The sequence below is a fragment of the Thermotoga sp. Cell2 genome, assembly GCF_000789375.1.
In the GTDB taxonomy this organism is placed as follows: Bacteria; Thermotogota; Thermotogae; order Thermotogales; family Thermotogaceae; genus Thermotoga; species Thermotoga petrophila.
Map to the genome: position 1 here is coordinate 122,800 of NZ_CP003409.1, position 19,046 is coordinate 141,845.

The window sequence follows — 19,046 nt, forward strand, 5'->3', positions numbered from 1 at the left end:
GAGTAAATTTCTCATTTCCTTAACATGAGAGCACATCGGGATTGTAACCCGATGTGAGATTATGGTATAATCATGCCAGATTTTCTTGTCAGGAGGTGGTATTTTGAAGCGGGTAGTTATCACGGGTATGGGGATCGTGAGTCCCTTTGGTGTTGGAAAAGAGAAAAATTTAGAAGGGCTTAGAGAAACCAAAGTAATGATAGATCGAATATCTTCTTTTGATGCTTCTAACCTTCCCGTCCAGATCGCCGCAGAGGTGAGAGATTTCAAACCGGAGGAGTACATAAATCCGAAATTAGTCAAAAGAACAGATCGCTTCGTTCACTTCGCTCTGGTCAGCACGAAAGAAGCCGTGGAAGACGCCGGTATAAACTTCGAGTCGTACGCCGACAGGACGGCCACCATCATAGGATCCGGCATGGGAGGATTTCTGACGCTCGACAGCGAGAACAACAAATTCCTGAGTCAGGGTCCAGGCAGAGTCAGTCCGTTCTTGATTCCGATGATCCTCATCGACATGGCTTCCGGTGTCGTTGCAATGGAATACGGACTGAAAGGACCGAACTTCTCTTCTGTGAGCGCCTGTGCTTCTTCTCTCCACGCGGTGGCTCTCGGTGCTCTCCTCATAAGACACGGGTACGCGGATGTGGCAGTCGTCGGGGGAACCGAGGCAACGATTGCTCCACTTCCCATCACCGGGTTTGCCAACATGAGAGCACTCTCAAGGAGGAACGACGATCCAAAGCGTGCTTCCCGTCCGTTCGATAAAGACAGAGACGGCTTTGTGATGGGTGAAGGCGGTGCGGTTCTCATACTCGAAGCCGAGGAAGTGGCAAAATCGAGAGGAGCGAAAATTCTCGCGGAGATCAAGGGAGTGGGTATGACGGACGACGCGTACCACTTCAGCGCTCCAGATCCGGAGGGCAGAGGGGCAGCAGAAGCCATGAAACTCGCCCTGAAAGAATCCGGTCTGGCTGTCGAAGACATCGACTACGTGAGCTGTCACGCCACAAGCACACCAGCAGGTGATGAAGCGGAACTCAAAGCGATAAAGAAAGTCCTTGGAGAACATGTAAAGAACGTCGCCATAAACTCTTCGAAAGCCCTTATAGGACATCTCCTTGGTGCTGCCGGTGCTTCCGAACTCGTTCTTGCCATCCTTCAGATGCAGAACTCTTTCGTCCACGGCATGCCGAACCTTGACAATCCGATCGACGAAGCGAAAGGAACCGGTCTTGTTGGTAAAGAGCCCGTTCAGATGGAGATCAAAAAACTTTATAAAGAACTCCTTCGGTTTTGGCGGGCACAACGTGTCCATCGTGGTGGGGAGGTATGAATCATGAACATAGATTACGTGAAGTCGATCCTTCCGCACAGGTATCCATTTCTCCTCGTTGACGGCGTGATAGAAGAATCAGAAGACAGAATCGTCGCCTTCAAGAACATCAGCATTTCCGATCCCGTCTTTCAGGGGCATTTCCCGGAGTATCCGATATACCCGGGTGTTCTCATCGTAGAGGGCCTTGCTCAGACCGCAGGAATTCTCCTTTTGAAGAGTGTAGAAGGAATTCCCCTGTTTCTTGGAATAGACGAAGCGCGTTTCAAAAAGGAGGTACGTCCGGGTGACAGGCTGATCTACGAAGTGAGAAAGCTCGGTGAAAAACTCGGCACGGTTCAGGTGGAAGGAGTTGCAAAGGTCGATGACAAAATCGTGGCGAAAGCCAGGCTTTTGCTGGGGGTGAAAAAGAAATGACCGTGAGAACAAGAGTGACAGATCTTCTGGAAATAGAGCATCCAATCCTCATGGGTGGAATGGCCTGGGCGGGAACTCCCACCCTCGCAGCAGCGGTATCGGAAGCAGGAGGACTTGGAATCATCGGATCCGGAGCCATGAAACCGGACGACCTGAGGAAAGCGATCTCCGAGCTCAAACAGAAGACGGACAAACCTTTCGGTGTGAACATAATCCTCGTGTCTCCGTGGGCAGACGATCTCGTCAAGGTGTGCATAGAAGAGAAAGTACCCGTCGTCACGTTCGGTGCGGGAAACCCAACGAAGTACATAAGGGAACTCAAGGAAAACGGAACAAAGGTGATACCCGTTGTCGCTTCCGACTCTCTGGCAAAGATGGTGGAAAGAGCGGGAGCGGATGCGGTGATAGCGGAAGGGATGGAGTCCGGTGGACACATAGGTGAAGTCACAACCTTCGTTCTCGTCAACAAAGTCTCCAGGAGTGTGAACATCCCCGTGATCGCAGCGGGAGGCATCGCCGACGGAAGAGGTATGGCAGCAGCCTTCGCACTCGGAGCGGAAGCCGTTCAGATGGGAACCAGGTTTGTGGCGAGTGTAGAAAGCGACGTGCACCCGGTTTACAAAGAAAAGATCGTCAAGGCCTCCATAAGAGACACCGTTGTGACGGGAGCCAAACTTGGACACCCCGCGCGCGTTCTCAGAACTCCCTTTGCGAGGAAGATCCAGGAGATGGAGTTTGAAAACCCCATGCAGGCTGAAGAAATGCTGGTGGGAAGTCTCAGAAGAGCGGTTGTTGAAGGCGATCTGGAGAGAGGATCCTTCATGGTAGGACAGAGCGCCGGTTTGATCGATGAGATAAAACCGGTGAAGCAGATCATAGAGGATATCCTGAAGGAGTTCAAAGAAACGGTGGAGAAGCTGAGGGGGTGCATTGGAGGATGAAACAGCTCGTAAAGGCAGGGATTTTCACAGCTCTCATCGTGGTGGGGGCATGGATCTCGATCCCTCTGGGGCCTGTTCCCTTTACCCTTCAGGTGTTCTTCGTCTTTCTTTCAGCATACGTTCTGGGAAAGAAATACGGAACTCTTGCAGTCGCAACGTACGTTCTGCTTGGAGCCATGGGACTTCCCGTCTTTGCGAATTTCAAAGGTGGTGCGCAGGTCCTTGTGGGGCCAACTGGTGGGTACCTCTTCGGATTCATCCTCGGAGCGTTCGTGATCGGCCTTCTGGCTGAAAAGAAGGAAAGTTTCGCCTGGTATCTCGCTTCCGGAGTAGCGGGGCTCTGCATCATCTATGCGCTCGGTGTCTTTGTATTGAACTTCTACGTTCACGACATCAGGAAGGCAATTTCCGTGGGATTCGTTCCCTTCGTCTGGTTCGATCTGATAAAACTGGTCGTTGCTGCCTTGATAGCGCTGAGGCTCAAGAAACTGGAGGTGGAACGGTGAAAGCGTTTGTCTTTCCCGGACAGGGATCGCAGTACTCTGGAATGGCGAAGGACTTTTCCGTTTACGAGTCTTCGAAAGAAATATTCGAAAGAGCGAAAAAGGTACTGGGCTTTGATATCACGGAGATCATGAACGGTGACGAAGAAACACTGAAACTCACAGAGAACGCCCAGCCTTCGATCTACATAACGAGTTACATCGCTTTTCTCGAATTGGAAAAGAGAGGTATCCTGCCCGATGTTGTGGCAGGACACAGCCTCGGAGAGTACACCGCCCTGGCAGTGGCAGGGGTCTACGATTTCGAGACGGGGCTTTATCTTGTGAGAAAAAGGGGAGAGTACATGTCGAAGGCACTGGAACCGGGAAAAGGAACGATGGCCGCTGTCATAGGACTCAACATTGAAAACATAGAGGAAGTGGTGAACTCTATCGAAGGAGTTTACATAGCAAACTACAACTCCCACGATCAGGTTGTGATCAGTGGGTTGAAGGAATCGGTGGAAAAGGCAATGGAGATTCTCAAAGATAAGGGGGCCCGTCGCGTCGTGGAACTCATGGTTTCAAGCCCGTTTCACACACCGTTTCTGGAGTACGCCAGGGAGAAAATGAAGGAAGAAGTGGAGAAGGTGGACTTCAAAAAGCCGAGATGGCCCATCGTTATGAACTCGACAGCAAAACCAACGGAAAATCCTGAAGAGATAAAGAGAAACATAATCGAACAGATCACAGGGCCGGTTCTGTGGAAACAGTCGGTTGACACCATGAAGGAAATGGGAGTAACCGAGTTCATTGAAGTTGGTCCAAAGACCGTTTTGAAAAACCTGTGTAGAAGAATGGGAGCGAACGCAAAGCACTTCACGGAAATTCTTTCAGAATGAACACACCGTTCACGAGGGTAGGTACTGTCTTGAAAAGATCCTCAGTCGTGCAGAATTCGATATCGTTTTCGAATCCAAGAGAAATCAGCCTTTTCGCGTGGGAGGAGTGTTTTTCGATCTCCTCCCTTGTGTTTTCCACAGACTCAAAATACCTCTCCGCCGCGCGAGCGCCGTCCCCAAGATCGTTTCGCTTTAGCCTCTTCACTACCGCGCCAGCGAGTAGAAAATCTTCCAGGGAGAATCTGCCGTTCGTTCCAGCACACACGAGCAGTATGTCTTCTTTGCTTTTCAAATACTCAACGACCGCTGACAAATTCAAAAAAGAAGCCGCTATTATCTCTTCACTTCTGATTCTCTCTATCACCTGAGTGCCGTTTGTGGTCGTGAGAACGATGGTTTTTCCTGATATCTTTTCCTTCCTGTATTCTAGAGGGGAATTTCCAAGGTCGAATCCTTTTGGTTTTTGTGCGTTTCTCTCTCCACAGATCAGAACACCTTCTTTTTTCTTCTCCAGAGCCTCTTCGATGGTTTTCACGGGTATCACACCGGAAGCACCGTTCGAAAGAGCGGTCACAATGGTGCTAGTTGCCCTCAGAACATCTATCACAACCGCCGTTCTACACTCCACAGGTGAGCATGGTGCCATTACAACGTCTACCATACCATTGCCCTCTCCAGCATCTCGTCGAGGTCTTCTTTGTTGAACGGATCGTAAACAGGAAGATCCGTTTCAAATTTTCCGTTGAGAGACACCCCACCTATCACCTTCGCGTTAGAGAGAGTCTCTATCAACCTTCTTTCTTCTTCAAAATCCGGTTTTTTTGGAATTTCCGGGAAAGATTCAAAATGGTCTCTGCTCGGATCGTGTACCAAGAAAACCACGTCAGGATTGGAACCGTACAGAAGACCGAGGGTGACCTGGCCGTAAGCGGGATGTCTCAGGGCTCCTTGTCCCTCCACGAAGACGATCTCTTTTCCCGTTTTTTCGAGTTTCAGAACAGCTTTTTCCACCACACCGGAAACGAAATCCGCGGGAACAGCGTCGATCACGTACCCCGCATCCGCTCCTATGAGGATCCCTGTCTGTCCTGTTGCGAGAAAACCCGCTTTGATCCCCTTCTCCAGAGCTCTTTCCCAGAGCTGAACAGCGGTGGTCCTTTTACCCACCACGCAGTCAGTTCCGAATACACCGACGACTTTTATCTTCTTTCGGTATATACCTCCCCTGAGAACGTCGAGCTCGAGGGGTGGAATGCGAACGTCTATTATTCTCGCACCGTTTTCATGGGCAATCTTCAGAAATTCTGTTTGCTGTGAGATTTTGAAATGAAGACCAGAAACGACATCCATACCGAGCGAGAGTGCCTTTTTCACGAGTGTCGCTATCCGCTCTTCCAGATATCCACCAGGGTTCGACACTCCAATTATCAGAACCTCAGCTCCTATTTCCCTTGCTTTTTCAACAGAGGAGACCACGGGCACGTCGTATCTAATGGGCTTCACAAAGTCACTCGCTATTTTCCCTTCGTGTTCCGCAACTACACAAACGGGTTTGAAGAGTCTGCTGTGCCTTAGAAGTCCGTAGGTGGTTTTGGCATGAGGTGTTCCCAGCTGTCCCCACGCCACGATCGCCGCTGGTGTGCCGGGCTGGTATAATTTCCAGAGATCCATTCTCTTTCCCTCCGTTTTTTAAAAGATTCTACCATGGGAGGTTTCCGTTTTGAAGATAGCCGTTGTGGGTGGTACTTTCTGGGATATCTTCATCTTCGGTGAGAATCCACACTCTTCGACCATAAAGGAATCACCGGGAGGATCCGGCCTCAACGTGGCCTATGGCCTGTTTCTTTTGGGTCACACCGTTGACTTCTACTCGAACATCGGGGATGACTGGAGAGGAAAACAAACAACAGAAATCCTGAAAAAGGCAAGTTTTGATACTTCACACATGTTCACCATTCAAGGTGGAAAAACTGGAATCTTCATTGCCCATAATGGAAAGCCCCTCGCTGTTGACCCAGGTGTGAACAGAAAAGAGATGAAACTGCCTTCTTTGAGTGAATACGACCTTGTTTTCGTGACTGGAGAGATTTCAGAAAAAACGATAAGAAAGATCTGTGAAAACACCAAAAACGTGATTCTGGACGTGGGACCAGGTGCAAGATTCGCCACCACCGATTTGAACGCGCTCGTGATAGGAAACGAACGCGAGTGTTCTTTCAGAAGGTGCGACGTTGTGAAGATGGGTTCGAAAGGGGCAAGATGGGGAGAAGTGTACGTTCCAGGAAACGGCATTTCCTATCCTCACTCGATCGGACTGGGAGATCTGTTCGACATCGTCTTCGTGCACCATCTTCTCCTTGGAAAGTCTAAGAAAGAAATTCTCGAAGAAGCCGTGAAGTGCTCTCAGATTCTCGGTCAAAAAGAAAATGTGACCCCCTTTGAGAGGATCTCATTCCTCGAGTCGTTCAGTGCGGAAGACGATCCGCTTAAATGCCCAGATGAATCCAAAGACGCTTCCCACCACGGTGGCTAACAGGATCGAGAAGAACATCAGGTGAGAACCCGTTGAAAGAGCGTATCCGAGCACACCAACAACGCCTATGGCCACAAGCTGTAGAAGGAGTATTTCAGGACCAGAAAAGACCTTCGCCGGATTCGTGAGGTTTCCAGTTTTTTCCCATTTAGAAAGAAGTAGCCCAAGAGCCGAGACGAAAAGAAACAGACTCAAACCCGCCGGTGCGAAGAAAATGTAGAACACCTGCTTCTGATAAACCGCTAAAAAGATCACAAAAGCAGAAACGACAGCCGAGTTCAGCAGAGATGAAACGAGTATCTTCGAAATCATCACTTCACTCGTCTTGACGGGTAAAACCTTCGGAAGCGGCCACACTTCCATTTCCTTTCTCCACAACATAGCGCTCATCGTCGCATTGTAGAGCGCCGCGATACCAATTGCAAAGATCAACCCAAAATCGGGACTTCCAACGAACGTCATGAGAACACCAAAACCGATTGGGTACAAAAGAAGGTAGAGCGATCTTTCTTCCCGGAGGAGCGTGATGAGATCCTTCTTGAAAAACCCCTTACCCGGAAACCTCGTGGGTTTTTCAGCGGGCATTCTTTCTTTACGCAGAACAGGTTCGAACACGACAGTTGTGGAAATCACCCGAAAGACGAGGAAAGTTCCAAGACATATCAGAATTTCATAGAGAAGAAAGATCGGATTTTCCCTTGAAAAAACAGCGTACGCGAAAACGTTCCAGTTTGAGATGAACCATCTTCCAAAAGATACGGAGAAATCAGGGAGGTTGACGAGTATCAGAAACAGGAACACGGCAAGAAGTTGAATCAGCGAGTAAAGCTTCCGTGACAGCGAGGTTCTCAAGAGCCTTCCAAACAGAACTGAAAGAATGGCTCCCCCGAGGAGCAGAAAAACGGTGTGAAACACTCCGGTGACGAAGGGCATCCAGTTGTTCATCAAAAGAGAATACATGAAGAAATTAAGAACCATCATTATGAGAATGAAGGACTGATAGAAGAGGGATATCAACAACTGATAGATCACTATCGTGCTCCTTTCAATGGGAAGGGTGAGCAGAAACTCGATCTCTCCCTCCAGAACGAACGAATTGGAAAGATAAAAAGACACCCCGAGAAGAAACATCACAGAAAACATGGTGGTCGAAAAAGAAAGTGAAGCAGAGAAGGCTTCTTCTCCGAACTCTTCGAGTATCGCTTTGAAATTGTTCCCCATGAGCGAGTAGAACAGAAAACCTGTCATCAAAACGGAGATGAGAACAGAGTACAACCCTTTCCTCCCACGAGCCGGAGCGTATCTGAGCAAAACAGAAAGTTTTCTCATAGAAATTGTCTGCGGAGACCCATCCCCTTTAGGGGATTGGGAGGAAGCAGACATGTGTACCACCTCCAGATTCAATAGTGTTAATATATAGACGAGGTGATTGAACAAATGACTGTAACTCTGACCTGTAGATTCAAACTTGAACTTAGCAAAGACCAAAAACAGCAGTTCCTGGATATTGCGACGGCTTACACAAACGCCGTCAACTATGTGCTCGAACAAAACTTCAAGGATAAATCGACGAACGTTAAAAAGCTCCATAGACTTTACTACAGCACAATTCGTGAAAAGTTCAGCCTTCCAGCTCAAATAGCCATCAATGTGAACAGAGACGTTTCTGCAATGTACAAAACTCTCTGGGCTCAGTTCAAAGAACTCAAGCGTCGAAAACCCGATTCGAAAGCAGTCAAGAAATTCTGGGATAAACCACCGAAGCGAAAGAGCCTGATCGTCAAATACACATACAACCGAACTGCAAGCTTCAAAAAAGTCAACGGAGAGTGGCATGCTTCTTTGTCCACGCTTCAAGGACGAATCAAATGGATCCCGATGAAAGGCTGGTCCAAACACTTTGAGTACCTCGAGTCTGGCAAGATCGGCGATCCGATACTGACTTACGACAAATCATCCAAAACCTTTTTCTTGCTTGTTCCCGTAACACTTGAAGTTCAGGAGCAGCCACCGAAAGAAATCGTCGGTGTTGACGTTGGAGAAAGACACATTGTTGCTGTTGCTTCTACCAGAGGCACCAGGTATTTGATAGACCTTCCTGAAGAGTTCAAACAAAGAAAACAACACTATCAGCGTCTGCGCTCTGAGCTCATGTCAAAAGGCACTCGCTCTGCTAAGAGAAAACTTGCCAGGATCAGCAGGCGAGAGAAACGGTTCACTGAGAACGTACTGCACATCATTGCAAAAAAGCTCATCACAAACCATCCTGGTGCCAAGTTCGTTCTCGAAGACCTTACTTACATCAAAGCCAACAGAATCACCTACCGTGGTAAAGACAAGGAAGCAAGAAGACAGTCAGAGCAATGGCCATTTGCAAGTCTTCAGCAGAAGATAGAGTACAAATCAAAGCTCTACTATGGAGTTCAGTCCGAGAAGGTCGATCCAGCATATACATCTCAGACATGTCCTGTGTGTGGTCACGTCTCTAAAGAAAACAGACCAGACCATGGAGAGCGTTTTATATGTCAAAACTGCGGCTACGAAGAACACGCAGACATAGTTGGTGCAATCAACATAGCTCTAAAAGTTCTTGCCAAAGACCAGCAGGTCAATCTTGAAAATCTCTTAAGGGCCGATGTCAGCCGGCCTAATGCTCCCTCCTCGTGAGGTAGAGCAAGCCCTCCTTCAGGGGGAGGGCAGCTGACTTTCACAGCTCCTTCATGATCTCTTCTATCTCTTCTCCCTCCGCGGTGAGCTGGAGGAACAGATCCTCCAGACTGGCTTCTTTCTGACCGGCGAGCTTTCTGAGCTCTTCCATGGTACCTTCCGCTATCAGTCTGCCTTTGTTTATAATGCCTATCCTATCGCACATCTTTTCTGCGATCTCCAATATGTGGGTGGTGAGAAATATTGCGGCTCCCTCGTCAGCGTACTTTCTCAAAAGGAGTTTCAATATCCTTGCACTCTTCGCATCGAGCCCTACCGTCGGTTCATCGAGAAATATCACTCTCGGCCTCCTCATGAAAACGCTGACCAGCATGAGCTTCTGTTTCATACCGTGGGACATCTCACCTACTCTTTTTCCGAGGTAATCCACTTTGAAGGCTTCGCAGAGCTCCGCTATCCTCTTATCGATCTCTTCTTCTTTCAGATCGTAGATCTCGATGATGAAATCCAGAAACTCCTTCCCCGTCAGATGCGAATAGATCTTTGGCTCGTCCGGTATCACACCGATACTCTTCTTTATCTCGATCTCGTGGGTGCTCATTTTCATGCCGAGGATTTCCACTTCTCCTTCCGTTGGTTTCAAAACTCCGGTGAGCATCTTTATTGTGGTGGTTTTCCCCGCACCGTTCGGTCCCAAAAAGCCGTATATCTCCCCCGGCCTCACCGAAAGATCGATGTGATCGACCGCGGTGAAATCCCCGAACTTCCTGGTTAGCCCCCTTGCAACTATCAAAGAAATCAGCTCCCTTCTTTCACTGTCCACTGGCCGCTGATCAGTTTCACCCCAAGATACACAAAGGGTGTGTCGATCAGTGCCATGATCAGCTTCACCACGTACTGGGAAAAGATCATCTGAACAAGCACGTTCCCTGGAATCGTTCCAGCGAACGCCACGGTGATGAAGGTGAGCGTGTCTATGAACTGGGAGACCATCGTGGACAGGTTGTTCCTGAGCCACAGGTGTGATCCTCTGGTGACTTTCTTCCAAAAGTGGAAGGCCCAGACGTCGTGAGTTTGTGAAATGATGTAAGCCAGAATACTTGCGAGCACGATCCTCGGAGTTGATCCAAAAACCTTCACGAAGGCCTCATTGTTCGCAAAGATGGAAGCGGGAGGATAGAAAACCGCAATCTGGGAGTAGATCACCAAGATCAGAGACGTGAAGAATCCCGTCCAGACCATCTTCTGGGCTGTTCTTTTCCCATAGACTTCCGATACGATATCCGTTACGGCGAACGTGATAGGGTAACACAAAACCGCCACCGGGACAAGGAAAGGCCCTATGTTCACCAGTTTTCCTGCGATCACGTTGGATATGGTCAAAGCAGAGACGAATATTCCCGTCAGGAGAATGAGCTTTTCATTCGACTTCTCCACTCTTTTTCCCCTCCAGTGAACCCATCTGAGTGGTTGTCTTTATGCCACCCCTTATGTTGTAGATCACCGTGACCCTGATTCGGTCGGTTTTGAGAAGATTCTTCAAATCTTCGTAGATTCTCTTCGTTGCTTCTTCCTGGTATATACCAACGTTTCTGAAGCTGACGAAGTAGTACTTCAAAGATTTGAGTTCGACGATCTTTCCACCGTCCGGGTAATACTCTATGATCACTCTCCCGATGTCTGGAAGACCGGAGAAGGGACAGACTGCGGAGAACTCGTCGGTCTCTATCTTTATGTACTCGTCTTTTCCATCGAAATCGATCGCTTCGAGAAAGTCTGTCCTTATCGCATCGTGCCCTTTGAAGTCGAAGATCCTTCCCTCTGCCTTCGGCATAGGATCACTCCCTTACCATGAGTTTTATTTTTCAAGAACCTCTTTTGGATTTCTTCCGAACACCCTTATCATCGCTTCTTTTCCCCACCAACCTTCATCATATATCACATCTGGAGGTGATTTCAACTCCGCTATCGCCTGTTCGATCATCCACACCATGGACTGCCCCTCTTTCTCCTGAACCTCCTTCGGCTCTTTCGACCGATCGTAGTGGAAAACCTTCAACCCTCTTTTCTTTGCCCTTTCAACGTACTCTCTTTCGTAGCGAACGTTCACCACACACCTCATATGAGGATGATACCTCATCATCGTGACAGCCATACGTGCCGTGTGAGATCTGTCTTTGAAAGAAGCACAGGACACCGCCACCGCTTTTCCTTCTTTGAGTCTTATCCTTCCGGGGAACTTTCCCACCTCGAATTCGTTCTTCGCCCACGGGAGAGCGTAGGAAACGTTCTGCCCCACCTCCGGCACCGTGAGATGGCCGATCTCGAGGAACTCTGGAAGAATCTCATCGAGTGTGTTCAGAGTGTCGTACCTGTACCAGTCCCGAAGGAGTTTTTCCGTCTCCACCACACCTGAGGATCTTTCAAGAATTTTTTTCAAAAGTTCCATGGCGGATCTGATGGCCTCTTCCACCGGATAGCTCATCGCTAAAAATCCCGAAACGGCACTGGAAAAGGCACAACCTGTTCCATGGAACTCTCCAGGAACTCTGGGAATTTCAAAAACGAAATCTCTATATTTCACTTTCACCGTGTTGCCTTTTTCGTGCCCGCCAGTGACGATGAAGTTATTGTATTCACCGAGTTTTTTCGCTTCTTCACTGTTCAGGATCACGTAGTCAGCGTATTCCACGAATTTCTTCACTTCCTCCGGATCCTGAAACCCGAAACCCGAGGACGATTCGAGTACCACGTTCCAGACGATCGCTGAATCCGGGAACATTTCCCTCAGTCTTTTCACCGTCTCCGGTGCAGAGAGTCCTACCTTTATCACCCGCGGAGGTGTCAGGACTTCTATTTCTTTTCTCATTTCTTCCCAGTCTCTGAAGTTCACTGAAAACACCCGGTTTTCGTTCTGCACGGTCAGAGCTGAGATCACCGCATGAGTTTTCACACCGAGAGCCGAGAGAACCTTCACATCTTGAATTATCCCCGCACCTCCCGAAGGATCGAAACCCGCAACTACAAGAACCATTAGAGATCCCTCCAGTATTCGAAGAGTTTTTCCAGACCTTCTTCACATTCCGGTGTCGGCTCCAGAACGAAATCCGCGTCGAAATCCTTTATGAACTCCAGCACTTCAAGAAACTCTTTCGATTCACCCCAGGGAGCGTGATGGCATTTTTTGTAGGTTTCGAAATCCGCGTAGTAAATGTGAAATTCTTCTACAAAATCAGAGAGTTTTTCTATGAATTCGATGGGAGAAAAACCGTAAACCTCAGCGTCTAGAAGAAGATGGCCGATGTCAACGCACATCTTGCAACCTGTGTTTTCAAGAAAGGTCCTGTAATCTTCAGCGGAGTGGAAATGATCGTTTCCATAAACGTTCTCCACTCGAACGCTGATGACACCCGCAAGCTCGGAGAATTCTCTCTCCACCTCTCTGTAAACAGAAAGCCAGTTTTCTTTCTGAAGGGCATTTGGGAAGTGAATTATCATGTATTCTGCGCCGATCTTCCTGGCAAGCTCAGCGCATTTTTTGTTCACAGAAAAGGTGTCCTCTCTTTCTTCCTCGTTCAGAGAGGTCGGATTCGGATGGTGGTATCTGTATCTGTAGATGAAAGGAGCGTGGATTCCAAAATTTTTGTCGTGAAAAAAGCGGAGGACCTTCTCGAGGTCTTCCGCCTTGAAAAAACCCAGTTCGTAAAGTTCTGCTTTCGGGAGTGCTTCAAGCAGATCGGGATTGCTTCTTATGATGCTCGTGGATACACCTTTTCTCAAGAGAACTCCTCCGCTATCTTTATCGCACAGAATGGTCCACACATAGAACAGCCTTTGTCGGGGTACGGTCTTTCCTCGTATTTCTTCTTCGCAACGTCCTTTCCCAGCGAAAGGCTGAACATCGTCTCCCAGTCGAAGTTCTTTCTTGCGAGGGCCATCTTTTTCTCAAGCTCCCAGGCTTTTTTGTTTCCGCGCGCCACATCCGCGACAATAGCCGCTATCTTAGAGGCTATCACACCTTCTCTCACGTCTTCAACATCCGGAAGCGAGATGTGCTCTGAAGGAGTCACATAACAGAGGAAATCGGCTCCGTAGTAGCCAGCCAGCGCACCACCTATCGCGCAGGCTATGTGATCGTAGCCCATGGCTCTGTCCGTTGGAAGAGGTCCCAGAAGGAAGATGGGGGCTCCTTTTCCGATCTTTTTCATGAGCCTCACGTTCATCTCCACCTCGTTCAGAGGAACGTGCCCCGGCCCTTCCAGCATCACCTGGACCCCTTTTTCCCTCGCTCTCTCCACGAGTTCTCCCATCACGAATAGCTCTTCGAACTGCTGGGCGTCGCTCGCGTCCACCACAGCTCCGGGTCTCATGCCGTCGCCAAGACTCAGAGTGATATCGTAGTCTTTTGCGATGTCCAAGAGTTCATCGAAGTGTTCGTAGAACGGATTTTCCTTGTTGTTCTTTATCATCCATCCCGCGATGATCGCTCCGCCTCTACTCACGATCTTCAAAACCCGCCTTGAACTTTTTATCCTATCAAGCACCCTTCTCGTCACACCGACGTGGATCGTCATAAAGTCTATGCCATCTTCCGCGTGTGCTATGACCATATCGAAGAAGTCCTTCTCCGAAAAATCCACCACGTTCTTTTTCATCTGGTAACTCCTCACGGCGGAATCGTATATGGGCACCGAACCAACTGGAACGGGCGACATCTCCACGATGGCCCTTCTGATCTCCCTCAGGTCCCCCCACGTGGAGAGGACCATGAGGGAGTCAGCACCGTATTCTATCGCCACTCTTGCCTTTTCCTTTTCCTCTTCGAGCGAAGAAAATCCCTGGGAGGTTCCTATGTTCGCGTTCACCTTCACACTGAAACCTTCTCCAACGATCATTGGCCTTTCTATCCTGTGGAGTTTGTTCTTTGGAAGAACCGCTCTGCCTTCCGCAAGTTTTTGCCTGACGATCTCGACATCCACTCCCTCGTACTCCGCCACCTTTTTCATCTCGTCGGAAACAACACCCTTTCTGGCCATTTCCATCTGGGTCATGATATCACCTCAACCTTTCACTCACGATTCTCGCCACTTTCTGACCGGACAGAATCATTCCACCGAAGATGGGACCCATCCTCGGTCCGCCGTGAACAGCGCAGACCGCCATCCCTGAGACGAGAAGCCCCGGGAAGATCTCACCGGTGTTATCTACCACGAATTTTTCCGCTTCATCGGCGTCCATAGGAAATTCTGTTTTCATCTCTACGAGACCTCTCTTTGCAAGAAGTGAAACCACGTTCGCGGGGTGACCGGTGCCATCCACAACGAACGAAGCCTTCACTGTTATGGGGTCGACGTGCAACCCGAGTCTCACCGTTGGACCCCAGTTCACCACCACTCCACAGACCCTACCGTTCTGGACCGCCACATCTTCAACCGAAACGTTGTTGAAGACAATGGCTCCTGCCTTCGTTGCTCTGTAGAGAAGTCCCGAAGCGAAATGCACGGAATCCACCACTATGTGGTCTTCTTTCACTTCGTATTCGATTTCTACCTCCTTCAGAAAGTTCTCGAGTTCTTTCTCCAGCACGATCTCGTTGAACATCATTCCTCCACCCCAGATACCGCCTCCCGGGGTGTTTCTCTCTTCGAACACAGCCACTCTGAAACCATTCTTTGCCAGCTCGTACGCTGCCGTGAGACCGCTCGGTCCCGCTCCCACGATCGCAACATCCAGCTCCAGACTATTTCTGAGTTTTTCAAAATACCTCTCAACGATGAGTCTGGAAATCAACACATCTCTCATAGACACACCTCCTTAGTAAAAATAAAAACCTCCGCCGAGCGGAGGTTTTTTATTTCCTCCTTCCCCGATCCCTCCGCCGGCATTACCCGGATCAGGTTCTTGGGGTCGAGGACTTCCGTCCTCCTCTCAGCCCCGGAATAGGAGCTCCCCCTGGGGAAGGTTTTCGATATTCATTTTTTCAATCTCAATTTTAAAGGATTTTTGTGTGATACAATTTAAATGGAGGTTTCATTTTAGAAAGCGTTCAACGGAGGTGAAAGGAAATGGCAGATCAGTACCACGAACCAGTTTCCGAACTCACGGGGAAGGACAGGGATTTCGTGAGAGCTCTGAACAGCCTGAAAGAAGAGATAGAGGCGGTCGCCTGGTACCATCAGAGGGTTGTCACCACGAAAGACGAAACCGTGAGAAAAATACTCGAACACAACAGAGACGAGGAGATGGAGCACGCAGCAATGCTACTTGAGTGGCTGAGAAGGAACATGCCCGGCTGGGATGAGGCACTCAGAACTTACCTGTTCACGGACAAGCCGATCACAGAAATCGAAGAAGAAACGTCCGGTGGATCAGAAAACACGGGTGGAGACCTCGGCATAAGGAAGCTCTGAAAGGGGTGGTGAACATGGAATTTCTGAAAAGATCCTTTGCTCCTCTGACAGAAAAACAGTGGCAGGAGATAGACAACAGAGCAAGAGAGATCTTCAAAACACAGCTCTACGGAAGGAAATTCGTCGATGTGGAAGGTCCCTACGGCTGGGAGTACGCTGCCCATCCACTCGGGGAAGTTGAGGTGCTTTCAGACGAGAACGAAGTGGTGAAGTGGGGATTGAGGAAGTCTCTGCCGCTCATCGAACTGAGGGCAACGTTCACTCTCGATCTGTGGGAACTCGACAACCTCGAGAGAGGAAAACCGAACGTGGATCTTTCCAGCCTAGAAGAAACGGTGAGAAAGGTTGCGGAATTTGAAGACGAAGTGATATTCAGAGGATGTGAAAAATCGGGTGTGAAAGGCCTTCTTTCCTTCGAGGAGAGGAAAATCGAGTGTGGAAGCACATCAAAAGACCTCCTCGAAGCCATAGTGAGGGCTCTTTCGATCTTCTCAAAAGATGGTATAGAGGGCCCTTACACACTCGTCATAAACACGGACAGATGGATCAACTTCCTGAAGGAAGAGGCAGGGCATTACCCCCTCGAGAAGAGAGTGGAAGAATGCCTCAGGGGTGGCAAGATCATAACCACACCGAGGATCGAGGATGCCCTCGTCGTTTCCGAACGTGGAGGAGATTTCAAATTGATCCTCGGACAGGATCTCTCGATAGGGTACGAAGACAGAGAAAAAGACGCGGTGAGGCTTTTCATAACGGAGACGTTCACCTTCCAGGTTGTCAACCCGGAGGCTTTGATTCTTCTAAAGTTCTGATCTGGTCCGCTCCTCGGAGCGGACCTTTCGATCAAAGAACGTCCAGTTTTCCCTTCGCCCACGTTCCCACTACTTTCCCCGCAATCGCAACTATTCCCAATATTCCAGAATTTTCTCTGACATCTTTCAAGAACTTTGGAATGTCATAGGAGTTTCTCACGGAATCTTCAAACGAATCTACTACCCTGTCGCATATCGCTTCCTCTTTTCCAAGAACGAGTATTCCTTTCCCACCAGCGAATACTCCGGTGACGCACACAGACGGTGTGAGTTCAGGGAAGATCTTAACACTTATGCCTTCAAAGAAATGAACCACGATCGGCTGTGATATCTTCAGGAAGAACTTCCCATCTCTTTCCAGAGCAAAATCAGACTCTTTGAGAGCATCCACGAGGATCGCTCCGTTCTTTTCGAGGGGAGATCCGTTCAATGAAAGTTCTTCCGGGAGAACAGCAGATCTATCCACCAAAAGCGTGTATCCGTTCTTCAAGCCCACTCTCTTGAACCTTCCCGACGCAAGGACAGGAGCTCCTGCAGCAATCCTCATCTCCTCACCTCCCTATAAAACAAAAGGGGCCGACCATCCGGCCGGCCCCTCGATTTCAGTCTCACTGCTCACACGAAAACTCCCGGTCCTTCGAGGGGCCGGCTTTTGATCGTAGTGCACATTATCATATCGCTGAGAATTCCTTGCTCAAAGAGTACGAAACTACCCATTGTCTCACCTCACAAAGATACGATACCACCGCACTGTTAAATTCATGTTGCTTCTTTCATTAAATTCATGATCTCTCTTTCACTCGTCTCAAAAACACCTATCGCCCAATCGGAAACACCGCCTATCCATATCACTCTTCCTTCATAGACGACGAGCCCACACCCGAATATCACCCTTATTCTGTCTCCGTACTCCTCAATCACACCTTTTGGTGAGAGAACGTAATTCGTGGTACCGAGGAGCCTTCCCCTGCCATCCACGAGTGCCAGACCGTTTTTGTAGGTGAGATCTTTGAGAACAGCGTGCCATCCCACCAGATAACCTTCCTTCACTTCAACAGTGTTCGTTGACCATCCAACTTTCGTCTCCCACTCTTCCGGGAAAAAGACGGGATCGAGCGAATACAGATCTATGTAACTTCCTTCGAGCCTTCCTCTCCAGCAGACCTTGGCATCACCAACCGTCAATCTCGTCAAGATAACGTTCGACTCCACAAAAGAACTGTCTTTCATGGAAACCGGCACATACTCACCCAGCGTACTTTTTATCGATATGTATCTCTTCTCAATCAGGTTCAGATCCTCATCGAGAACGGCGTACGCAAGAAAATCGGTGTGGGGCTTTCCTTCCTGTGACCAGTCTTTGTATCCTTTCGCTGTGTAGAGAAGCTCGAAACGGGAATTTCTGAAGAACACCCTCGGATCTTCGCACCCCAGAAACTCCTGAATATCTCTCGGCCAGAATACAACTTCCATTTCCAATGGTTTTTTACTTCTCCATTCAACAGATCGTCGATGTTCACTATAAAATGACCAATAGACGAAACGTACTTGTAGTAATCGAAAATCAAACGGGGAAAAACATGAAGTGCTTTGCCAACGAGAACCGCTCCAGGATTGAACACAGCCACCGGATTTCTGGGATAGTTCGTGATGACGAAATCTTTTGGGAAAAAGTAAGTCACCCGATTGAACACATCGATCGTCTCATCTTTCCTCAGGGATCTTTTTCGTGCCAGTGCTTTTCCGAGGAGCTCTTCCACCATCTCCTATTTCCCCCCTTGAAACCTGAAGGGGAGGTCCCCTTCAGGCCAGCTGGTCCATCATCTTTCCGTAGAGTTCTCCTGCAATTCTCACGAGCTTCACGTTCAGACCCGTTTGCTGATAAAGGGAGAAGAAGAGTATCTGCTCCATCTGCTCTTTTGTCATGACAGGAGAACTACCAGCTGTTGAAACGGGGGTAGTGCGCTGCTGAGCATAACTTTGATAAACGGGGTTGTAGCCGATCCCTTCTACTCTCATGGTATCACCCCTATTTTCTTATCGGAAAAATCATCGAGATGTTTATTTTGAAAGACGCTCGAGCGCTTCTTCTATTTCTTCGTAGGGTGGTTCCTTACCTGGATCTTCGGAAACCCAGGAATAAACTATCGTTCCGCCTCCGTCTACCACGTAAACAGCCCTCTTCGCAGCGGTGTAGCCGGGGATATTCAGAAAGTTCTCGTGGACACCACCGTACTGTGAAGCCACCCTTCCGCCGAAGTCGGAGAGCAGATCGAACGTGATGTGGTTTTTCTCAGCGAAGGCCTTGTTTGCGAACGGACTGTCCACGCTGATTCCAAGAACCACCGCGTTGAGTCTGTTAAACTTGGAGAGAGAATCCCTGAACGTGCAGAGTTCTTTCTCACAAACACTCGTGAACGCTCCTGGATAGAAAGCAAGCACAACGTTCTTTCCAGAAAAATCGGAGAGTTTCACCATTTTCAAATCGGTGTTCACCAGCTCAAAATCGATCGCCTTATCGCCTGACTTCAACATGAAAACCACCT

Annotated in this window: 21 protein-coding genes, 3 pseudogenes and 1 riboswitch; of the genes and pseudogenes, 9 read left to right on the forward strand and 15 right to left on the reverse strand. The window is 48.9% G+C overall.

Translation table 11 applies throughout. From position 1 onward, the window contains the following. Nucleotides 1-103: 103 nt before the first annotated feature. The 5 genes and pseudogenes from fabF to fabD all read left to right on the forward strand — a co-directional run bounded on the left by fabF (nucleotide 104) and on the right by fabD (nucleotide 4,078). Nucleotides 104-1,343: pseudogene (fabF, locus tag CELL2_RS00640) on the forward strand (beta-ketoacyl-ACP synthase II). Further along, complete coding sequence (fabZ, locus tag CELL2_RS00645) at nucleotides 1,340-1,753, forward strand: 3-hydroxyacyl-ACP dehydratase FabZ (RefSeq protein ID WP_004080862.1); 414 nt, start codon at nucleotides 1,340-1,342, stop codon at nucleotides 1,751-1,753. Before fabF ends, fabZ begins: the two are co-directional and overlap by 4 nt. Beyond that, complete coding sequence (gene fabK, locus CELL2_RS00650) at nucleotides 1,750-2,694, forward strand: enoyl-[acyl-carrier-protein] reductase FabK (protein ID WP_038033949.1); 945 nt, start codon at nucleotides 1,750-1,752, stop codon at nucleotides 2,692-2,694. The genes fabZ and fabK overlap by 4 nt, the downstream gene beginning before the upstream one ends. After that, nucleotides 2,691-3,200, forward strand: coding sequence for a biotin transporter BioY (locus CELL2_RS00655; protein ID WP_011942828.1), 510 nt, complete (start codon nucleotides 2,691-2,693; stop codon nucleotides 3,198-3,200). The genes fabK and CELL2_RS00655 overlap by 4 nt, the downstream gene beginning before the upstream one ends. Beyond that, nucleotides 3,197-4,078: an ACP S-malonyltransferase gene (gene fabD, locus CELL2_RS00660; protein WP_011942829.1), complete on the forward strand. Its 882-nt coding sequence runs from the start codon at nucleotides 3,197-3,199 to the stop codon at nucleotides 4,076-4,078. Before CELL2_RS00655 ends, fabD begins: the two co-directional genes overlap by 4 nt. Here fabD and CELL2_RS00665 read toward each other — a convergent pair. Continuing rightward, a complete protein-coding gene (locus CELL2_RS00665) occupies nucleotides 4,056-4,739 on the reverse strand; it encodes a 2-phosphosulfolactate phosphatase family protein (RefSeq protein WP_038033936.1) in 684 nt (227 codons plus the stop codon). The two genes, fabD and CELL2_RS00665, sit on opposite strands and share 23 nt — an antisense overlap. Further along, on the reverse strand, nucleotides 4,733-5,749 hold the full coding sequence (locus CELL2_RS00670; RefSeq protein ID WP_038033935.1) for a DUF1611 domain-containing protein: 1,017 nt from the start codon (nucleotides 5,747-5,749) through the stop codon (nucleotides 4,733-4,735). Before CELL2_RS00670 ends, CELL2_RS00665 begins: the two co-directional genes overlap by 7 nt. A gap of 49 nt (nucleotides 5,750-5,798) precedes the next feature. On the opposite strand from CELL2_RS00670, the gene CELL2_RS00675 reads away from it, so the two are divergent. Next, entirely contained in the window at nucleotides 5,799-6,611 is an 813-nt protein-coding gene (locus CELL2_RS00675; protein ID WP_038033932.1) for a PfkB family carbohydrate kinase, read from the forward strand. Here the strand turns inward: CELL2_RS00675 and CELL2_RS00680 are convergent. Next, on the reverse strand, nucleotides 6,528-7,886 hold the full coding sequence (locus tag CELL2_RS00680) for a hypothetical protein (protein ID WP_235231246.1): 1,359 nt from the start codon (nucleotides 7,884-7,886) through the stop codon (nucleotides 6,528-6,530). The genes CELL2_RS00675 and CELL2_RS00680 overlap by 84 nt on opposite strands. A 162-nt stretch (nucleotides 7,887-8,048) precedes the next feature. On the opposite strand from CELL2_RS00680, the gene CELL2_RS00685 reads away from it, so the two are divergent. Then, nucleotides 8,049-9,278: an RNA-guided endonuclease TnpB family protein gene (locus tag CELL2_RS00685; RefSeq protein WP_011942834.1), complete on the forward strand. Its 1,230-nt coding sequence runs from the start codon at nucleotides 8,049-8,051 to the stop codon at nucleotides 9,276-9,278. Between the two features lie 40 nt (nucleotides 9,279-9,318). Here CELL2_RS00685 and CELL2_RS00690 read toward each other — a convergent pair whose 3' ends face one another. From CELL2_RS00690 to CELL2_RS00720, 7 genes and pseudogenes are all read right to left on the reverse strand, one after another. Then, entirely contained in the window at nucleotides 9,319-10,071 is a 753-nt protein-coding gene (locus CELL2_RS00690; RefSeq protein WP_011942835.1) for an ABC transporter ATP-binding protein, read from the reverse strand. A 5-nt stretch (nucleotides 10,072-10,076) separates the two neighbouring features. Beyond that, nucleotides 10,077-10,715: a queuosine precursor transporter gene (locus tag CELL2_RS00695; protein ID WP_011942836.1), complete on the reverse strand. Its 639-nt coding sequence runs from the start codon at nucleotides 10,713-10,715 to the stop codon at nucleotides 10,077-10,079. Continuing rightward, nucleotides 10,699-11,112: a preQ(1) synthase gene (gene queF / locus CELL2_RS00700; protein WP_004080885.1), complete on the reverse strand. Its 414-nt coding sequence runs from the start codon at nucleotides 11,110-11,112 to the stop codon at nucleotides 10,699-10,701. The genes CELL2_RS00695 and queF overlap by 17 nt, the downstream gene beginning before the upstream one ends. A 4-nt stretch (nucleotides 11,113-11,116) precedes the next feature. After that, nucleotides 11,117-12,312 (reverse strand): annotated as a pseudogene (locus CELL2_RS00705) (thiamine-phosphate synthase family protein). Continuing rightward, nucleotides 12,312-13,058 (reverse strand): sugar phosphate isomerase/epimerase, encoded by a 747-nt coding sequence (locus CELL2_RS00710; protein ID WP_004080890.1) that lies wholly within the window; start codon nucleotides 13,056-13,058, stop codon nucleotides 12,312-12,314. The pseudogene CELL2_RS00705 and the gene CELL2_RS00710 overlap by 1 nt, the downstream one beginning before the upstream one ends. After that, nucleotides 13,055-14,329, reverse strand: a complete 1,275-nt coding sequence (gene thiC / locus CELL2_RS00715) for a phosphomethylpyrimidine synthase ThiC (RefSeq protein ID WP_004080892.1) — start codon at nucleotides 14,327-14,329, stop codon at nucleotides 13,055-13,057. Before thiC ends, CELL2_RS00710 begins: the two co-directional genes overlap by 4 nt. A 4-nt stretch (nucleotides 14,330-14,333) precedes the next feature. Further along, nucleotides 14,334-15,080, reverse strand: coding sequence for a sulfide-dependent adenosine diphosphate thiazole synthase (locus CELL2_RS00720; RefSeq protein WP_004080893.1), 747 nt, complete (start codon nucleotides 15,078-15,080; stop codon nucleotides 14,334-14,336). Between the two features lie 50 nt (nucleotides 15,081-15,130). Further along, nucleotides 15,131-15,241, reverse strand: a riboswitch (TPP riboswitch). 102 nt (nucleotides 15,242-15,343) lie between these two features. Here CELL2_RS00720 and CELL2_RS00725 point away from each other — a divergent pair. After that, nucleotides 15,344-15,688: an encapsulin-associated ferritin-like protein gene (locus tag CELL2_RS00725; RefSeq protein ID WP_004080895.1), complete on the forward strand. Its 345-nt coding sequence runs from the start codon at nucleotides 15,344-15,346 to the stop codon at nucleotides 15,686-15,688. Between the two features lie 14 nt (nucleotides 15,689-15,702). Continuing rightward, nucleotides 15,703-16,500, forward strand: a complete 798-nt coding sequence (locus CELL2_RS00730; protein ID WP_038033921.1) for a family 1 encapsulin nanocompartment shell protein — start codon at nucleotides 15,703-15,705, stop codon at nucleotides 16,498-16,500. A 31-nt stretch (nucleotides 16,501-16,531) separates the two neighbouring features. Here CELL2_RS00730 and CELL2_RS00735 read toward each other — a convergent pair whose 3' ends face one another. From CELL2_RS00735 to CELL2_RS00750, 5 genes and pseudogenes are all read right to left on the reverse strand, one after another. Further along, the gene (locus CELL2_RS00735) at nucleotides 16,532-17,047 is read right to left on the reverse strand and encodes a hypothetical protein (RefSeq protein ID WP_011942840.1); all 516 of its coding nucleotides are present in this window, start codon (nucleotides 17,045-17,047) and stop codon (nucleotides 16,532-16,534) included. Nucleotides 17,048-17,259: 212 nt separating this feature from the next. After that, nucleotides 17,260-17,973: a glycosidase gene (locus tag CELL2_RS00740; protein WP_241208693.1), complete on the reverse strand. Its 714-nt coding sequence runs from the start codon at nucleotides 17,971-17,973 to the stop codon at nucleotides 17,260-17,262. Nucleotides 17,974-18,041: 68 nt separating this feature from the next. After that, nucleotides 18,042-18,263: pseudogene (locus CELL2_RS09410) on the reverse strand (glycosidase); the annotation flags it as partial. Nucleotides 18,264-18,303: 40 nt separating this feature from the next. Beyond that, nucleotides 18,304-18,519, reverse strand: a complete 216-nt coding sequence (locus tag CELL2_RS00745; protein ID WP_004080906.1) for a hypothetical protein — start codon at nucleotides 18,517-18,519, stop codon at nucleotides 18,304-18,306. A 42-nt stretch (nucleotides 18,520-18,561) separates the two neighbouring features. After that, entirely contained in the window at nucleotides 18,562-19,035 is a 474-nt protein-coding gene (locus CELL2_RS00750) for a peroxiredoxin (protein ID WP_004080908.1), read from the reverse strand. Between the last annotated feature and the right edge of the window lie 11 nt (nucleotides 19,036-19,046).

Excerpts from the sequence above, each read along its gene's own strand:
- CELL2_RS00725 (WP_004080895.1), top strand. The coding sequence starts at position 15,344 with ATGGCAGATCAGTACCACGAACCAGTTTCCGAACTCACGGGGAAGGAC.
- fabZ (WP_004080862.1), top strand. The coding sequence starts at position 1,340 with ATGAACATAGATTACGTGAAGTCGATCCTTCCGCACAGGTATCCATTT.
- CELL2_RS00720 (WP_004080893.1), bottom strand. The coding sequence starts at position 15,080 with ATGAGAGATGTGTTGATTTCCAGACTCATCGTTGAGAGGTATTTTGAA.
- CELL2_RS00740 (WP_241208693.1), bottom strand. The coding sequence starts at position 17,973 with ATGGAAGTTGTATTCTGGCCGAGAGATATTCAGGAGTTTCTGGGGTGC.
- CELL2_RS00730 (WP_038033921.1), top strand. The coding sequence starts at position 15,703 with ATGGAATTTCTGAAAAGATCCTTTGCTCCTCTGACAGAAAAACAGTGG.
- CELL2_RS00665 (WP_038033936.1), bottom strand. The coding sequence starts at position 4,739 with ATGGTAGACGTTGTAATGGCACCATGCTCACCTGTGGAGTGTAGAACG.
- fabK (WP_038033949.1), top strand. The coding sequence starts at position 1,750 with ATGACCGTGAGAACAAGAGTGACAGATCTTCTGGAAATAGAGCATCCA.
- CELL2_RS00655 (WP_011942828.1), top strand. The coding sequence starts at position 2,691 with ATGAAACAGCTCGTAAAGGCAGGGATTTTCACAGCTCTCATCGTGGTG.
- CELL2_RS00750 (WP_004080908.1), bottom strand. The coding sequence starts at position 19,035 with ATGTTGAAGTCAGGCGATAAGGCGATCGATTTTGAGCTGGTGAACACC.
- CELL2_RS00685 (WP_011942834.1), top strand. The coding sequence starts at position 8,049 with ATGACTGTAACTCTGACCTGTAGATTCAAACTTGAACTTAGCAAAGAC.
- thiC (WP_004080892.1), bottom strand. The coding sequence starts at position 14,329 with ATGACCCAGATGGAAATGGCCAGAAAGGGTGTTGTTTCCGACGAGATG.
- queF (WP_004080885.1), bottom strand. The coding sequence starts at position 11,112 with ATGCCGAAGGCAGAGGGAAGGATCTTCGACTTCAAAGGGCACGATGCG.
- CELL2_RS00745 (WP_004080906.1), bottom strand. The coding sequence starts at position 18,519 with ATGAGAGTAGAAGGGATCGGCTACAACCCCGTTTATCAAAGTTATGCT.
- CELL2_RS00670 (WP_038033935.1), bottom strand. The coding sequence starts at position 5,749 with ATGGATCTCTGGAAATTATACCAGCCCGGCACACCAGCGGCGATCGTG.
- CELL2_RS00735 (WP_011942840.1), bottom strand. The coding sequence starts at position 17,047 with ATGAGGATTGCTGCAGGAGCTCCTGTCCTTGCGTCGGGAAGGTTCAAG.